The sequence below is a fragment of the Sedimenticola selenatireducens DSM 17993 genome (assembly GCF_000428045.1).
Classification (GTDB): Bacteria; Pseudomonadota; Gammaproteobacteria; order Chromatiales; family Chromatiaceae; genus Sedimenticola; species Sedimenticola selenatireducens.
On record NZ_ATZE01000004.1, the window covers coordinates 201,086 to 215,673 of the forward strand.

At 50.8% G+C, this 14,588-nt stretch carries 18 protein-coding genes; 11 read left to right on the forward strand and 7 right to left on the reverse strand.

Features of this window, described 5'->3' with window-relative positions:
* Positions 1–49 precede the first annotated feature (49 nt).
* Positions 50–793, reverse strand: a complete 744-nt coding sequence (locus A3GO_RS25190; RefSeq protein WP_051301858.1) for a glycerophosphodiester phosphodiesterase family protein — start codon at positions 791–793, stop codon at positions 50–52.
* Entirely contained in the window at positions 793–2,919 is a 2,127-nt protein-coding gene (locus A3GO_RS22650; protein WP_245621668.1) for a bifunctional diguanylate cyclase/phosphodiesterase, read from the reverse strand. The genes A3GO_RS25190 and A3GO_RS22650 overlap by 1 nt, the downstream gene beginning before the upstream one ends.
* 408 nt (positions 2,920–3,327) lie before the next feature.
* Here A3GO_RS22650 and A3GO_RS0105175 point away from each other — a divergent pair, with 408 nt between their 5' ends.
* The 4 genes from A3GO_RS0105175 (at position 3,328) to A3GO_RS0105190 (ending at position 5,183) form a co-directional block, all read left to right on the forward strand.
* A complete protein-coding gene (locus A3GO_RS0105175; protein WP_211245083.1) occupies positions 3,328–3,627 on the forward strand; it encodes a TusE/DsrC/DsvC family sulfur relay protein in 300 nt (99 codons plus the stop codon).
* A gap of 48 nt (positions 3,628–3,675) precedes the next feature.
* Complete coding sequence (gene bcp, locus A3GO_RS0105180) at positions 3,676–4,149, forward strand: thioredoxin-dependent thiol peroxidase (RefSeq protein ID WP_029132497.1); 474 nt, start codon at positions 3,676–3,678, stop codon at positions 4,147–4,149.
* Positions 4,150–4,243: 94 nt separating this feature from the next.
* Complete coding sequence (locus A3GO_RS0105185; RefSeq protein ID WP_037374697.1) at positions 4,244–4,636, forward strand: Spx/MgsR family RNA polymerase-binding regulatory protein; 393 nt, start codon at positions 4,244–4,246, stop codon at positions 4,634–4,636.
* Between the two features lie 85 nt (positions 4,637–4,721).
* Positions 4,722–5,183 (forward strand): EVE domain-containing protein, encoded by a 462-nt coding sequence (locus A3GO_RS0105190; RefSeq protein WP_037374698.1) that lies wholly within the window; start codon positions 4,722–4,724, stop codon positions 5,181–5,183.
* Between the two features lie 28 nt (positions 5,184–5,211).
* Here the strand turns inward: A3GO_RS0105190 and A3GO_RS26040 are convergent, their stop codons facing one another.
* The 3 genes from A3GO_RS26040 to dksA form a co-directional block, all read right to left on the reverse strand.
* Entirely contained in the window at positions 5,212–5,367 is a 156-nt protein-coding gene (locus tag A3GO_RS26040) for a DUF412 domain-containing protein (RefSeq protein WP_157606719.1), read from the reverse strand.
* A 155-nt stretch (positions 5,368–5,522) separates the two neighbouring features.
* On the reverse strand, positions 5,523–6,407 hold the full coding sequence (gene gluQRS, locus A3GO_RS0105200) for a tRNA glutamyl-Q(34) synthetase GluQRS (RefSeq protein ID WP_029132500.1): 885 nt from the start codon (positions 6,405–6,407) through the stop codon (positions 5,523–5,525).
* Between the two features lie 126 nt (positions 6,408–6,533).
* Complete coding sequence (dksA, locus tag A3GO_RS0105205) at positions 6,534–6,977, reverse strand: RNA polymerase-binding protein DksA (protein ID WP_029132501.1); 444 nt, start codon at positions 6,975–6,977, stop codon at positions 6,534–6,536.
* A gap of 191 nt (positions 6,978–7,168) precedes the next feature.
* On the opposite strand from dksA, the gene A3GO_RS0105210 reads away from it, so the two are divergent.
* Positions 7,169–7,936, forward strand: a complete 768-nt coding sequence (locus A3GO_RS0105210) for an HAD family hydrolase (RefSeq protein WP_029132502.1) — start codon at positions 7,169–7,171, stop codon at positions 7,934–7,936.
* 76 nt (positions 7,937–8,012) lie between these two features.
* Positions 8,013–9,167, forward strand: a complete 1,155-nt coding sequence (locus A3GO_RS0105215; RefSeq protein ID WP_037374699.1) for a pyridoxal phosphate-dependent aminotransferase — start codon at positions 8,013–8,015, stop codon at positions 9,165–9,167.
* Here A3GO_RS0105215 and cysZ read toward each other — a convergent pair whose 3' ends face one another.
* Positions 9,168–9,893 (reverse strand): sulfate transporter CysZ, encoded by a 726-nt coding sequence (gene cysZ, locus A3GO_RS0105220; RefSeq protein ID WP_029132504.1) that lies wholly within the window; start codon positions 9,891–9,893, stop codon positions 9,168–9,170.
* A 62-nt stretch (positions 9,894–9,955) separates the two neighbouring features.
* Positions 9,956–10,654, reverse strand: a complete 699-nt coding sequence (locus A3GO_RS22655) for a 4'-phosphopantetheinyl transferase family protein (RefSeq protein WP_051301859.1) — start codon at positions 10,652–10,654, stop codon at positions 9,956–9,958.
* Positions 10,655–10,766: 112 nt separating this feature from the next.
* On the opposite strand from A3GO_RS22655, the gene A3GO_RS0105230 reads away from it, so the two are divergent.
* The 5 genes from A3GO_RS0105230 to sdhD all read left to right on the forward strand — a co-directional run bounded on the left by A3GO_RS0105230 (position 10,767) and on the right by sdhD (position 14,566).
* Positions 10,767–11,420: a glutathione S-transferase family protein gene (locus tag A3GO_RS0105230; protein ID WP_029132505.1), complete on the forward strand. Its 654-nt coding sequence runs from the start codon at positions 10,767–10,769 to the stop codon at positions 11,418–11,420.
* A gap of 68 nt (positions 11,421–11,488) precedes the next feature.
* Complete coding sequence (gene recJ / locus A3GO_RS0105235) at positions 11,489–13,165, forward strand: single-stranded-DNA-specific exonuclease RecJ (protein ID WP_245621669.1); 1,677 nt, start codon at positions 11,489–11,491, stop codon at positions 13,163–13,165.
* The gene (yjgA, locus tag A3GO_RS0105240; protein WP_029132507.1) at positions 13,165–13,683 is read left to right on the forward strand and encodes a ribosome biogenesis factor YjgA; all 519 of its coding nucleotides are present in this window, start codon (positions 13,165–13,167) and stop codon (positions 13,681–13,683) included. The genes recJ and yjgA overlap by 1 nt, the downstream gene beginning before the upstream one ends.
* A gap of 167 nt (positions 13,684–13,850) precedes the next feature.
* A complete protein-coding gene (sdhC, locus tag A3GO_RS0105245; protein ID WP_029132508.1) occupies positions 13,851–14,225 on the forward strand; it encodes a succinate dehydrogenase, cytochrome b556 subunit in 375 nt (124 codons plus the stop codon).
* On the forward strand, positions 14,222–14,566 hold the full coding sequence (gene sdhD, locus A3GO_RS0105250) for a succinate dehydrogenase, hydrophobic membrane anchor protein (RefSeq protein ID WP_029132509.1): 345 nt from the start codon (positions 14,222–14,224) through the stop codon (positions 14,564–14,566). Before sdhC ends, sdhD begins: the two co-directional genes overlap by 4 nt.
* Positions 14,567–14,588: the final 22 nt, after the last annotated feature.

Genomic DNA, 14,588 nt, shown 5'->3' on the forward strand with positions numbered 1-14,588 from the left:
TGGAGAATGCGGGCGCACTTGACGCGGAAGCTTCGCTGAATCCCTACCATCAGTCGGTGATGCTGGCATGGACGACCAGCTTCCCGATATCCCGGGTCTCTATCAAATCAATACCCTGGTGCATCCAGTGAACGGCCAGATCGGGATCAGTGATGTCATAGAGCATCCAGCGCCACGGGCCTGACGCGGGCATCTTGTCTTGGGATAACTTTGTGTGGTTGCAAATCAGGTATTGAGGATTCAGTCCCAATGCCCGGGTGACGCTTCGCTGGTCATAATTCCGCAGTACCCAACCTATGTCGATATCGCAGTGATTCTTCGCGTATTCGAGAGCATCGATACTGAACGATATCAGTATACACTGCGTCTTGAAACCAGTGAGGATCGGTAGTAGTGCCTGCATGACGGGTTTCAATCCCCAATGAGTGAGGCTCTCTTCCTTGACCTCAACCATGGCGCGCGCTGATGGGTATCGAACGAGTCGGGTCAGCGCTTCTTCCAAAAAACAGATGGGTTCTGGATTGAATCTCTCGCCCAGACGCTCAGGTTCATGAATACTGATTCCCTGCAGCTGTGCTTCAGGAATATCAAACAGGGCTCCCGGGTAATTTGCAGTGCGTTGAAAATCGGCATCATGCAGCAGGATAAACTGCCCCGGCTTATACATCTGGATGTCAAATTCCACCCAATTGGCCCCGGTATCAAGAGCGGCCTGAATACCTCTCCAACTGTTCTCCGGATACATCTCCATATATCCCCGGTGTGCCACCAGACGTGAAGAAAAGTCGTGCACTAGACGGCCTCTCCTTGACTGGATTTGCGATGTTGGCGGTTCATGGTACCTGGACGTGGGTGTCCATAGTAGTAGCCCTGAGCATAGTTTATACCATAGGTCTGGAGCAGGGCGTGGGTTTCTTCATCTTCCACCATCTCGGCAATGGTTTTTATGCCGAACTGATTGGCAATGCTGGCAATATGCTCGACCATGATCCTGTCGCGGCGATCCACGGCGATCTGCCGGACAAAGCTGCCTTCAATTTTAACGTAATCCACGGAAAGATATTTTAGATAGAGGAAGGAGGAGAAACCACTGCCGAAATCATCCAGGGCGAACTCAATACCCAGTTCATGCAGTTCATCGATCAGATGACTTAGCTCGGATATTCTCGGAAGCGCTTCCCGTTCGGTGATTTCAAATACGATCCGATCAGGCGGTATTTCCATCTTATTGGCAAATGCAACCATCTCACGGATCGTCTCTTCGTTTGCCAGGGTGCGTGAAGCGAGGTTGAAAAAGAGTTTGGTCTTTTCCACTGGATGTCTGACCAGGTACTCGATCCCTTTTCTGAAAACCTCCTTGTCCAGTTCGACCGTCAGTCCCAACTCCTCGGCGGCATGTATGAATTCATTTGCGGTAATATATTTTCCCTTCTCTTCAATGCGGGCGAGCACCTCATAGGCATGGAGGCCGCCCGGGATACTGACAATCGGCTGCAGGAAGGCGGCGATTCGATCCTCTTCCATTGCCAGGCGCAGAAATTCCCCTTTTTTGAAAATCTCCATTTCGGCGCAATTTTCATTTTCTCCCAATACAGCCACACAGTTTTTACCGCTGCGTTTGGCTTTGTACATCGCCACATCCATTGCAATATTGAGGTTCTCGACACCATCGCCATTGTGTGGATAGCTAACGACACCAAAGCTGCCGCTGATCCTGATTTTGCAGTCGGGCAACTCCAGCGCAGAATTGACCAGAATATTCCGCAGTTTTTCCGCCGAAGAGAAACCGTGATCAAAATCCGTCTCCGGTAAAATTATGGCGAACTCATCCCCGCCGAGACGTGCGATCACATCACTTTTTCTGGTTTGGCCTTTTAGTAGCAAGGCCAGTTTCTGCAAGGCCATATCGCCGATCGGATGTCCATAGGTATCATTGATATGCTTGAAGTTATCCAGGTCGATCATGATCAGGCAGAAACTGCGACAGTGCCGGGTGGCGCGGTCCACCTCATAATCGAGAAGCTGTTCGAATTTTCGCCTGTTGTAGAGCCCGGTCAAGGGGTCCCGCACTGAAAGCTCTTCCAGGCGGTACTGGAAATCCTGCAGGGTAACCAGCATTCGGTTGAAGTAATCCGTGAGGTGATGTACCTCGCGTATCCAGCCTCCGTGCCTGGCCCGCTTCGAGAGGTCGGCGCTATGGGTGATCTCTCCCATGATTGCGGCCAGGGTGGTTATGGGTTTGACTACGAAGGCTTTGAGTTTAAAAAACAGGCCCACAAACAGCAGTGCCATGATCAGAATAAAGTATCCGAGCATGATGTTGATAATGAGTGAGAGTGATATTTTGAGATTCTCTATCGGATAACGAATATCTATGACGCCGTTGATGTCACCCGGTTGGGCCTCCTCGTGGCACCGCGTACACTCTTCACTGACGATAACCGGGTAGATATAGCGGATCTCTGATGAACCGGTTTTCAATATCTCCTTGCCGCTGTTGAGAGCCTGCTGAATCAACGGATCAGCTTCCCTTAGCTCTGCCTCACCGGGTATGTCGCCGTACTCCTTGATAACCGGCTGGCCGCGAAAGGCCATGATCTCCATCCTTGGAGCGGCCTTATTCAGCCGTTCTATAGTTGCCAATATCTCTTTTTTATTCCAGCCATCACTCATCACGGAATAAAGACTTTGGAAAATTAGCTCCGCAGTCTGCCGTGCATCCTCCCTGGATAGGTCTTCAATGGCCTTCTGTTTGACATTTGAGGAAATGAGGAAGATCACAATAAGGGAGATAAACAGGTAGCCGACTGATAGCAGCAGGATAAAGTGCAGAAGGGGCATTCCCTTGAAGCGTTTTTTTATATTTTGCGGCATTTTTCCATTCGCCTTGTAACCACTGTCTTGAAGGTTACGGTTCATCTGGCATTATCCAGCCAGATCAAATAACCATAATAGTTAGATATTACCCATCCTGGTGTAACGACATTAATGATGCGATAAATAATAACCGTATACCAGCGTTTGAATCTTGAAATATCAAGCTATGGGGCTGTGTTGCTAAGTGTCCTGATAAGCCCTGCGCAGTTTTAACTCACGAACTCAGCGGATTCTTGAGTGCGATTTTCCGGCAGATAGCGGGGTATACTCGGTAAAGTCTGCTTCATGCGGGCATGGTCGAGGCGGAATTATATATAAATAACAATAAGATATCCCATAATAACCAGCCAATTAAAACCCTGGTAATTGAGTGGTGTATTTTAAGTAATCCCAGGTACAATCCCCTGTAAATACTTACAAGATTACTAGGTTATTATGGAGAGTATGACAATGAATATAGAAATCCCCCAGCGTGACGGTGACGGCTATCTGGTTGATATGAACACCTGGACACCGGAGGTTGGCAGGGCAATGGCCGATGCTGATGGTGTGATGCTTGATGATGAAAAATGGGGTCAGATACTAAAAGCCCGTGAATATTATGAAGAGCACGCTGTTGTTCCGCCTATCCGAAAGTTCGCCAAATATCTGGGTGCGCCTTCCAAGGAGATGTTCAATCTCTGGTTGACCGGGCCTATGAAGCCAATCACCAAATACGGTGGCCTGCCCAAACCGACAGGTTGTGTATAATCAGCGTCTATTTATCTGAGGATGGGTGTTTTTTAAAGGCGATCAATGATGAAGTTTCCTGAAACCGGAAAAAAGGCACCCAAATTCACGCTGCTTGATCAGAACCAGAATAAGGTCAGCCTGGCGGACTACTTGGGAAAGAATGTGGTGATCTACTTCTACCCCAAGGCGTCCACGCCGGGCTGTACCGTTCAGGCGTGCGGAATACGTGATTCCAAACGCGTATTCGATAAATTGAACACGGTGGTTATTGGCATCAGCCCGGATGCGCCTCGGCGCTTGATCAACTTTACCGAAAAGCAGGATCTCAACTTTACCCTGCTTTCAGACGAGGACCATGCCGTTGCGGAAAGTTATGGTGTCTGGGGAGAGAAGAAGTTCATGGGCAGGGTGTTTGATGGTATCCATCGGACAACCTTTATTGTCGATACCAAGGGTATCTTGCGGCATGTCATGGCAAAGGTAAAAACCAAGACTCACCATGAAGACGTGGTGCAATACATCGAGAATAATCTAATCTAGCGACCGCGATTGCGAAATTGCGGATGTATTTTCACCAGAAAAAGCATCGCTCTTAGGTAACCGTCCATCTGGACAGGGCGTATAATAAGCACGTATGAAGACACAGATTTATCAAGGTGCCATGAGTACTCTAAAAGTCTATTTGTATGCCGGTTGCGGAACCTGCCGAAAAGCAAAAAAATACCTCGCTGAGCATGACATTCAGTTCACTGAAATCCCCATACGTGAACAACCTCCCTCGGTGCAGGAACTGGGCGCTATGCTCGATGCCTACGATGGTGCGATAACCCGGCTTTTCAATACATCAGGGCAGGATTACCGGCGGGGCGGTTATAAAGAAAAGCTCAAGACCATGTCTGTTGAAGAGATGATTTCGGAGCTTGCCGTGAACGGTAACCTGATTAAAAGACCCTTTGTTATTTCTGACGCGACAGCCCTTATCGGATTTAAGCAAGAGGAGTGGGATAAGGTTTTTCATGTCGGTTGAGTTCCCGCCGGCAGAAAGTTCGTTAATATCTCCTTATATTTTTAGCACCACTGAACCAGGATAGATTCCAGGAAGATCCACATCAATGAAACAATACTGGCTAATGAAAACAGAACCGGATGCCTATTCGATTGATGACTTAAAACGGGATCGAACCGAACATTGGGATGGCATCAGGAATTACCAGGCCCGCAACTTTATGATGAAGGATATGAAACCGGGTGACGAAATACTGTTTTATCATTCCAGTTGCAAGGTTCCGGGGGTTGTCGGATTGGCCCGTGTCTGCAAGGAGGCGTATCCAGACTTCACTGCATGGAATCCGGACTCAAAATATTACGACCCAAAATCAACCCCGGAAAAACCGCGATGGTATATGGTGGATGTGGAGTTCGTAAAAAAATTCCCTGAAGTGATTTCACTCAATCAGATCAGACAAACGCCTACGCTAGAAGGGATGAAGTTACTGCAAAAAGGGAACAGACTCTCTATCATGCCGCTCAATAAGCATGAATTTCAGACTATCTGCAAACTTGCGCAAGCTTAGCCGACGCCATATTCACATCAGAAAAAAATTATTTTTCTGATGTGACCAAATCTTTAAGCAGATAGTTACTATAGGCATCAAGAACTTTTTGCTGGGCCTGGGTCCTGGGTGTGTTTGCCTGGGCCATTTTGCGGTTGTACCAGCCTAAAATACCAGGGGGAAGCGGGGTCTGGGCTTTCCTCATGTCGATATTCCTGTTTAAAAATCAAATTAAATCTATGTACTAAGTATACATCTGGACTCGATAAAAGCATAGATTGTGGATGGAAAACGAGTCATTTTTCTTAGAGGCAGATATGCCTGGCGGGCTTTGTTTTCTATAAGTGGCTACGTACAGGATTATTTGGGGTCAATCGTTCTTAGATGATTCCATTGGGCTATGGCCCAGCGCCAGAACTCTGCAATACTTGCCGAATGCTCAGGCGGTAGTGGTTGGTTGAGGAAACTCAGTGCGCTGATTAACACGGCAACCGGATTTGTCATATTGATTGGATCAGAGCCCAGGCACTTGCTCAATTTTTGGCCGTTTTTGTCGGTAACCAGTGGCAGATGCTTATAGTTTGGCGTGGGAAGATCGAGTAATTGTTGTAAATAGATCTGGCGTGGCGTGGAGGTCAGCAGATCAGCTCCACGCACCACATCGGTAATGCCCTGGTAGGCATCGTCCACCACTACCGCAAGTTGATAGGCAAAGAGGCCATCGGCTCGTCTCAGTATGAAATCGCCGATCTCCCTGGCGATATTTTGACTAATGGTTCCCCGTATTTCGTCAGTAAAAATGACCGGCCGATCTTGGGTGATCAGGCGAATCGCGTGCCGTTTTGCACCACTATTTGACCTTGAGATGGGTCTGTTTCTGCAGGTCCCTGGATAAATCACCCCTTCTGCGCCTGCTACACCCAGGGCCTGAATTTCGCTGCGGCTGCAAAAACACGGATAGAGGATATTTTTTTGCTGTAATTCATTCATTGCCTCCCCGTAAGCATCAAGACGGGTACTTTGATAAAGCACCGACTCGTCCCATTCGAAACCAAGAGACTCAAGTGTCCTTAAGATGCTGTCCGCAGCACCCGCCACCTCGCGTGGTGGATCGATATCCTCTATCCTGATCAGCCACTTGCCTTGCCGCTTTCTGGCATCAAGATAACTGCCCATGGCGGCTACCAGCGAGCCAAAGTGAAGAGGGCCGGAAGGTGAAGGTGCAAATCGTCCGCGGTAATTCATAGATCGAAGTAAAAAACTATACGCTCCGAGCGAAAATATCCCGATGTTTCGCGGTATAACTCCATCCCCGGACAAAAAAGCCGGCTAAAAGCCGGCTTGAGTTTGACAGGTGCGATATTGATGGCTTTAGCTCATCTGTTTTTCCCGGATCTCATCCAGGGTCTTGCAATCAATACAGAGAGAGGCGGTAGGTCGTGCCTCCAGCCGGCGAATCCCAATTTCCACACCACAGGCTACACAATAGCCGTAGTCATGGCTGTCAATAAGATTTAAAGTCTCTTCGATCTTTTTGATCAGCTTCCGCTCGCGGTCACGGGTGCGCAACTCAAGGCTGAATTCCGATTCCTGGGTGGCCCGGTCGTTGGGGTCGGGAAAGTTGGCGGCGTCATCCTTCATGTGATGGACGGTCCGGTCAACCTCTTCCATCAATTCCTGCTTCCATGCCCTTAGGATGGCCCGGAAATGCTCTTCCTGCGCCTCACTCATGTACTCCTCGCCCTTCTTCTCTTTATAAGGCTTGAAGCCAAAAGGGCCGGTAAGGTCATTCTCTGGCTTTTTCTTTGCGGTCATTCAATGACTCCTGGAAAACCACGCTAACGAAGTCGGGTATGATAACCAGAATCTTCTGTTTCGGGCAACACTTGTCAGACACCCCCATTATTGGTCCGTGTTGCGTACTGCCGGCTCAGGTAAAATAGACGTTTTCAAACCTGTCGCCTTGCCCTGCAAGGAATGATAATTAGCAGTTAAAAGAGTAGGTTATGACAAATCTGGAAGCACTGATATGGGATGTGGATGGCACATTGGCCGACACTGAGCGGGATGGACATCGTGTCGCTTTTAATAGCGCATTTTCCCAGGCTGGCCTGGAGTGGCACTGGGACGTGGAAATGTATGGTCAATTACTCAAAGTGACCGGGGGCAAGGAGCGAATCCGCTATTATCTCGACAGGTTCAATCCTGCCTGGGAACGCCCATCTGATCTGGACCGGTTTATTGCTGAATTGCATCGTCATAAGAGCGAGGTTTTCGTGTCACTAATGAAAGAAGGCCGGATACCTCCACGAAGTGGGGTGATCAGGTTGATTGACGAGGCGGCGGCAGCCGGTTTACGGCTGGCCATTGCAACCACCACAACGCCGGCCAATGTGGATGCCCTGCTGGAACAGTTTTTCGGACGTGCAGGAAAGCATCCGTTCGAGGTGATAGCTGCCGGTGATGTGGTTCCGGCAAAGAAGCCGGCGCCGGATATCTACCTCTGGGCCCTTGAGAAAATGGGCCTGAAACCAGAGGCGTGTGTGGCGATAGAGGACTCCCATAACGGTCTCCTATCGGCCACCTCCGCCGGTATTTCGACCGTGGTCATTACTCTGAATGGATACACGGCCAATGAGGATTTCACCGGTGCCAGTCTGGTCGTGGACCAATTGGGGGATAGTGAAAATCCAGCCTGTGTCGTGGCTGGCGAACTTAATGGGGCAGCCGTGGTAGATGTCGGTATGTTGCGCAGGCTGCATGCGGTATCCTGAGCTGGCAGCCTGTCTGTGGTTTTACCCTTGCAACTTAAATACCTTTCAATCACACATTAAATGAGTAGCTTCGCCGATGATAGCTGATCGAATGGCATCTATACGCCCCTTCTATGTAATGGAACTGTTGGCGCGTGCCAGGGAATTGGAAAACAGCGGCCGCTCAATTATCCACATGGAGGTAGGGGAGCCCGATTTCGAGACGCCCAGGCCTATTATCGAGGCAGGGATGCGGGCGCTGGATGAGGGTTATACCCACTATACACCGGCGGCGGGAATTCCGGAGTTGCGTGCAGCTATAGCCGCGGATTATCGGAATCGTTATGGCGTTCACCTTGATCCGGCGCGGATACTGGTAACCCCGGGTTCTTCAGGGGCGTTGCAACTGGTGATGAGTATCGTAGTGAATCCGGGGGAGGCGGTGATGATGGCCGATCCCGGTTACCCCTGCAATCGCCATTTTGTCCGACTGGTTTCCGGCGAGCCGGTGACCGTACCGGTGGGTCCGGAGTCCGGTTATCAACTGACGGCCGAGATTATCGAGCGCGAGTGGACTGACAATATGCGCGCGGTGATGGTAGCCTCGCCTTCGAACCCTACCGGCACACTGATCAAGCGTGAAGAACTGAACAGGATATACCGGGTGGTCAAAGAGCGGGGTGGTATCCTCATAGTCGACGAGATTTATCAGGGGCTGGTATACGGAGCTGATCCCTTTACCGCACTTGAGATCACCGATGATCTGTTTATCATCAACAGTTTCTCCAAGTATTACGGTATGACCGGCTGGCGGCTGGGCTGGATGATCGCTCCCGAACGTCATGTCAGCGCTGCTGACCGGCTGGCGCAAAATATTTTTCTATCCGCACCAACCCCTGCCCAGTATGCCGCGCTGGCAGCCTTTGGAGACGAGACCCAGCGTATTGTTGAACAGCGGTGTGGGGCATTCCAGGCGCGCCGGGATTATCTGTTGCCGGCACTGAGACAGCTGGGTTTTGACATTCCCGTGGAGCCGGAGGGTGCTTTTTATCTGTACGCCAACTGTAAAAAGATAACCGAGGACAGCTTTGCCTTTGCCCATGAATTGCTGGAGTCGGAAGGTGTAGCCACTACACCGGGTAAGGATTTTGGAGATAACCTGCCAGAACAACATGTGCGATTTGCCTACACCACCTCCATGGAGAAACTGGCAGAAGGTGTGGCGCGAATCGCCCGCTTTATCGATCGCTGATCATTCCCGCGCGGTACCGGCACACCAAAGGCGTGTTGCACCGACCACGGCCGCAGGCATGGCGGCAAAGTTCAGTATTGGAATCATCATCAACAGCGTGACCCCGCCACCAAAACCAAGCGCTGCCAGGCGGGTCTGTTTTAGCCGGTCATGCTGTGATCGGAAATCCAGTCCATGATTCCCCAGTGGATAATCGGCATACTCGATGGCCAGAAACCAGGCGCTGAACAGTAACCAGAGAAAAGGTGCCAGCAGGTTAATCCCGGGAATGACGAACAGCAATAACAGAGGTATTGCCCGGAGCAGGAAGTAACCCAGTTTTCTCAATTCCGACTGTATGGTCGGCAGAATCAGTTGTTGGAGGGTCCGCCGGCTTTCAGGCGGTTTGTTGCCGGTCAATAGCTCCTCCACCTTGGCGGAGAGTAGACTATTGAACGGTGCGGCAATCAGGTTGGCGACCGCGGTGAACGTATAAAAGGTGATCAGCAGAACACTCAGGGCAAACAGTGGCCATAGCAGCCAGCGCAAAAAGCTCAGCCAGCTGGATTCTGGCAGAAAGGTATTCAGCAGGCTGTCAAACTGGCTAAAACCGATCCAGCCGATAATGACAAAGACTACAATGTTGATTGCAACGGGTGCCAGCAGATATCGCCTGAGGCCGGGCCGCGTCAGCATCTTTAGTCCCTGGAATAGCTGATTGATGCCGGTAAATGGATTGTTTTTCATGTAGTTGTATAGCCGGGCGGGTGGTTTATTATCGGAATAGCAGGTGCGAAATTGCCGATATTCTACCCTATTTGTGTATCCAGATCAGGCGAGAACTTCAGCGTGCTCCAGTTTTTGGCCGCCGGCAGACTACCCACGGAGGCGAGCGCGGCGCACCAACCAGGGTGTGGCTGAAAATTGACGCAGGAGAGACGGCCGTTTTTCATGGAACGGGAAAAAATACCCCTGCCTTCGGCCTTGGTACTGGCTTCCAGGGCGGTCCAGTGGACAAAGAATGCCTGCTTTAAAGCTTCGTCATCCAGTGATTCAAGCTGCCTAAATACCTCATGATCAAACATCTTACGGGCGATTCTTCGCAAGCTTTTCCGCATAACCACAAACTCCAGATCAATGCCAATGGGATATTCCGTGCTCACCGCCAGCAAGGCGAGCTCTCCGGCATGGCTGAGGTTGAACTGGAGATTGTTTTCTGCTGATTTCAGCCGGGGTTTGCCTTTCTCACCATAGCTGATCTGTATCAGGGCAGGAGGGATTCCGGAATATGCAGATAATATCGAGCGTAAGCAACCACGGGCATTTCCAAACCGGATCTGCTCTTCTCTGTGTGACAACTGCTTGCGACGTATTTGTTCATCAGGGGTGAGCAGGTGTGCGAGGTCCAGCCCCGGCGTGGATAATTCGATTTTCCAGATATGGACTTCATTCCTGCCGGGCAGGGCGGGCATGACATCAGGTATTATCCACTGATCAATCTTCAGCATTATCTCAAGAAGCGCTCTGCTATGGAGGATTCATGGGTAGCTTTCTCCGGCTTCATGATATTCTTCCATGATCATTTGTCGGAGTCACTCACCAATTACCGGAGGTATTATCATGGGCCTGGAGCTGGTCAGTTTTGCCATTTGTCCGTTTGTGCAGCGTGCGGTAATCGCATTGAAAGAGAAGCGTGTGGATTTCGATATCACTTACATCGATCTGGATAACCCCCCTGATTGGTTCAAGGAGATTTCACCTTTTGGCAAGGTACCACTGCTCAGGATAGGTGATGAAGTACTGTTCGAATCAGCCATCATCAACGAGTATCTGGATGAGGTTTATCCACCCGCACTGCATCCGGAAAACCCGCTGGAACGCGCCAAGCACCGGGGCTGGATCGAGTTCGGATCAAATCTGCTATTCGATCAGTTCAAGGCGATGATGGCGAAGGATGAAGATAGCTTCCAGCAGCAGTGCGAGGTTCTGGGTGGTTCCTTCGCCCGCCTTGATCCGGTGATCAGTGACGGCCCTTACTTCATGGGAGAACGTTTCTCATTACTCGATACCGCCTATGCGCCTTTTTTTATGCGTTTTGAAATCCTCAAAAAACATCATGAAGCCCTGGAAGATCTTATGCCGACCCGGCTGAGTCGATGGGGTCAGGCCTTGCTGGACAGGGATTCCGTCAAGACCTCTGTTGTGGATGACTTTGAACAGCGTTTTGTGGCTTTTGGCAAGAGCAAAGGCTCCTTCATCCTGGCGAAAGCCTAAATCCGCGCGTGACAAACCGCGAAAGAACCATTATCCGCCCAGCGGTTTCGTGCCAGTCAGTTGAGCAATTGTCTGATCTGCCACCACTGTTGCGGCGTATCTACGCCCTGCGCGGTGTGAGCGGCCCCGACGAGTTGCAATACAGCCTGGGCGCCCTGATTCCGCCGGAGCAGCTTGGTGGCACGGCCGGGGCGGCAAAACTGATTCACCAGGTAATGGAAAACAATGGACGCATACTCATTGTCGCCGACTTTGATGCGGATGGTGCAACCAGCTGTGCCCTGGCGGTCCGCTCACTGACAGCCATGGGTGCAGAACGGGTCATGTTCATGGTGCCGAACCGTTTTTCGGACGGTTACGGATTGACTGAGGAGATAGCCGGGAAGGCGGCGGATTTCGGCCCGGATCTTGTGATCACGGTGGATAACGGTATATCGAGCCTGAAGGGAGTGGCGCTGCTACGAGAGAAAGGGATTGCCGTTATGGTGACGGATCATCATCTGCCCGGCACCGATTTGCCCAACGCCAACGTAATCGTGAATCCGAACAGTCCCGATGAGTCTTTCGAAAGCAAACATCTTGCCGGGGTAGGGGTTGTGTTTTATGTCATGGTAGCCCTGCGAGCCTGGTTACGGCAAATTGGATGGTTCGAGTCGAGAGATCTTGCGGAGCCAAATCTGGCTGATTTTCTTGATCTGGTGGCACTGGGGACGGTTGCCGATGTGGTCAGACTGGATCATAACAATCGGATTCTGGTACAGCAGGGGCTGGCGAGAATTCGCGCGGGCCGATGTTGCCCTCTGATACGCGAAATATTTTCCAAAGCCGGGAAGTCGTTAGCGCGCGCGGTTGCTGGCGATCTTGGCTTTATCGTGGGCCCCAGGCTTAACGCTGCGGGGCGGCTGGACGATATGTCTGTGGGAATTGCCGCATTGATCAGTGATTCGTCGATCCAGGCCGCGAAAACCGCGGATCTGCTCGATCAGATGAATAGCGAGCGCAAGCAGATTGAGCAGGCGATGAAGGAGCAGGCGCTGGAGCATCTCAGTCGCCTGGAACTGGGTGAACAGCTTCCGTACGGGCTTTGTGTATACCAGGAAGGGTGGCATCAAGGTGTTATTGGCATCCTGGCATCACGTATCAAGGATCGCTATCACCGGCCGGTAATCGCTTTTGCCGAGGCAGATGAAAACACTCTGAAAGGCTCGGCCAGGTCGATCGAAGGTCTACATATCCGGGATACCCTGGAAGCAATAGCAGTCGCCTGTCCCCGGTTGCTGCAGAAATTTGGCGGGCATGCCATGGCGGCGGGTTTAACCCTGGCAAAATCCGATTTTGGGGAATTTCGCAGTCGGTTTGATGAAGCGGTGGCGGTACAGCTCAGGGGGCGGAGCCTGACAGGTGAGTTGGTTTCCGATGGCAGTCTGGAATCGGATCAGCTGGACCTTCAGTTAGCTGAACAGCTTGATCAGGCGGGGCCATGGGGGCAGGGCTTTCCCGAGCCGCTGTTCGATGACTGGTTTGAGATTGAGCAGCAACGGACGGTTGGCGGCAGGCACGCAAAAATGACTTTGCGGCGAAAAGATTGCTCCGAAATCCTGGAGGCGATCGCTTTTAATCAGGCTGAATCCATGCCGGCGCAACAGGGGGCAACCATTCATGCGGCTTACCGACTTTCAGTCAATGAGTTTCGAGGCGCAAGAACATTGCAGTTAATGATTGAATATTTTCAGGTGGTTAAGTGATGTCCGATGATTTTGAATCATATGAATATGATGAAGAAGAGCAACAGGTCTCCCGTAGCGAAATCAAGCGTCAGCACCTGGCGCTTCAGGCATTGGGCGAGCGACTGGTCAGCCTCAAACCGGCGCAGTGGGAAGAGTTTGGCTTTTCGGACGTGATGCTGGATGCCCTGCAGGAATCACAGCGGATCAAAAGCCATAATGCCATGCGTCGTCACATCCGGCGCCTTGGGAAGCTGCTCAATCAAGAGGATACGGAGAAAGTAGAGTTGCTGTTCAAGCGGATGGATGATCGGGCGATGCAGGATACTCAGCGTTTTCACCGTATAGAGCAGTGGCGGGATCGGCTGATCGATGGCGACGACAAAACTCTGTCAGATCTGTTGGATATTTGTCCTAATGTAGACATTCAGCACATAAGGCAATTAATTCGTGCTGGAAAAAAAGAACGGGAAATGGCAAAGCCACCGGCCGCTCAACGTAAATTATTCAAATATCTCAGAGAGTTAGATATTAAATGAAAATTTATTTACGGATGATTTACTGCTAAGTAAATTTAATGGCTGTATAAAATATACCCTTTCAAAGCCGGGACAAATCGCTATAATTGGGTTCGGTTCCGTCAGGTGCAACGTTTCTGACGAAAAAACACAAACGTACATTAGGCTGAGACAACGAGACTATCTGTATGACGACAAAAAACCGGCCTGTCTATCTAGACCTGACGCAGTTCCGCTTTCCGATTGCCGCCATCATGTCGGTGGGACATCGGGCCAGTGGTGTGCTGATGATCCTGGCCATTCCCTTCCTGGCATATACCCTTGATCTCTCTCTCTCCGGACCGGAAGGTTTTGCAGAGGCGAAGGCGATTTTGGACAGTCTGTTTATTAAACTGGTCCTGTTCGTCGTTCTTTGGGCGATGCTGCACCATTTACTGGCGGGCATTCGTTACCTGCTGCTTGATTTTCACCTGGGTGTTGAGAAGGAGATAGAGACCAAATCGGCGCAGGCCGTTATGGTGGCTGCTCCTGTCCTCGCCGTATTGATTGGGTTAGTGCTATGAGTCGTCAAGCATCCGGATTGCGCGCATGGGCGCTGCAACGCATAAGTGCAGTCTATCTGGGCCTGTACCTTATATATATGCTCGGCCATCTGAGCTTCAATGCGCCTGAAACCTACGAAGCATGGCGAGCCTATGTTGCGGACCCCGGTGTTACCATCGGCATGTTGCTGTTTGTCACAGCACTACTGATACATGCCTGGGTCGGCATTCGCGACGTGCTGATCGATTATATCCATCCCATCATGGCCAGGGTAGGTCTGCTCAGCCTGTTTGCGATCGGCTTCATCGCTTGCGGCCTCTGGTTTGCCAAGGTTGTATTCCTCGCCAGTGTGGCTGCCTGAACACCACATATTAATATAGGTA

Bases quoted from the DNA above. Each gene is read 5' to 3' on its own strand.
- sdhD (WP_029132509.1), top strand. From the start codon at position 14,222: ATGAGTCGTCAAGCATCCGGATTGCGCGCATGGGCGCTGCAACGCATA.
- A3GO_RS0105185 (WP_037374697.1), top strand. From the start codon at position 4,244: ATGAAGACACAGATTTATCAAGGTGCCATGAGTACTCTAAAAGTCTAT.
- A3GO_RS26040 (WP_157606719.1), bottom strand. From the start codon at position 5,367: ATGAGGAAAGCCCAGACCCCGCTTCCCCCTGGTATTTTAGGCTGGTAC.
- yjgA (WP_029132507.1), top strand. From the start codon at position 13,165: ATGTCCGATGATTTTGAATCATATGAATATGATGAAGAAGAGCAACAG.
- sdhC (WP_029132508.1), top strand. From the start codon at position 13,851: ATGACGACAAAAAACCGGCCTGTCTATCTAGACCTGACGCAGTTCCGC.
- gluQRS (WP_029132500.1), bottom strand. From the start codon at position 6,407: ATGAATTACCGCGGACGATTTGCACCTTCACCTTCCGGCCCTCTTCAC.
- cysZ (WP_029132504.1), bottom strand. From the start codon at position 9,893: ATGAAAAACAATCCATTTACCGGCATCAATCAGCTATTCCAGGGACTA.
- A3GO_RS0105175 (WP_211245083.1), top strand. From the start codon at position 3,328: ATGAATATAGAAATCCCCCAGCGTGACGGTGACGGCTATCTGGTTGAT.
- A3GO_RS22655 (WP_051301859.1), bottom strand. From the start codon at position 10,654: ATGCTGAAGATTGATCAGTGGATAATACCTGATGTCATGCCCGCCCTG.
- A3GO_RS0105215 (WP_037374699.1), top strand. From the start codon at position 8,013: ATGATAGCTGATCGAATGGCATCTATACGCCCCTTCTATGTAATGGAA.
- A3GO_RS0105190 (WP_037374698.1), top strand. From the start codon at position 4,722: ATGAAACAATACTGGCTAATGAAAACAGAACCGGATGCCTATTCGATT.
- bcp (WP_029132497.1), top strand. From the start codon at position 3,676: ATGAAGTTTCCTGAAACCGGAAAAAAGGCACCCAAATTCACGCTGCTT.
- dksA (WP_029132501.1), bottom strand. From the start codon at position 6,977: ATGACCGCAAAGAAAAAGCCAGAGAATGACCTTACCGGCCCTTTTGGC.
- A3GO_RS0105230 (WP_029132505.1), top strand. From the start codon at position 10,767: ATGGGCCTGGAGCTGGTCAGTTTTGCCATTTGTCCGTTTGTGCAGCGT.
- A3GO_RS0105210 (WP_029132502.1), top strand. From the start codon at position 7,169: ATGACAAATCTGGAAGCACTGATATGGGATGTGGATGGCACATTGGCC.
- A3GO_RS22650 (WP_245621668.1), bottom strand. From the start codon at position 2,919: ATGAACCGTAACCTTCAAGACAGTGGTTACAAGGCGAATGGAAAAATG.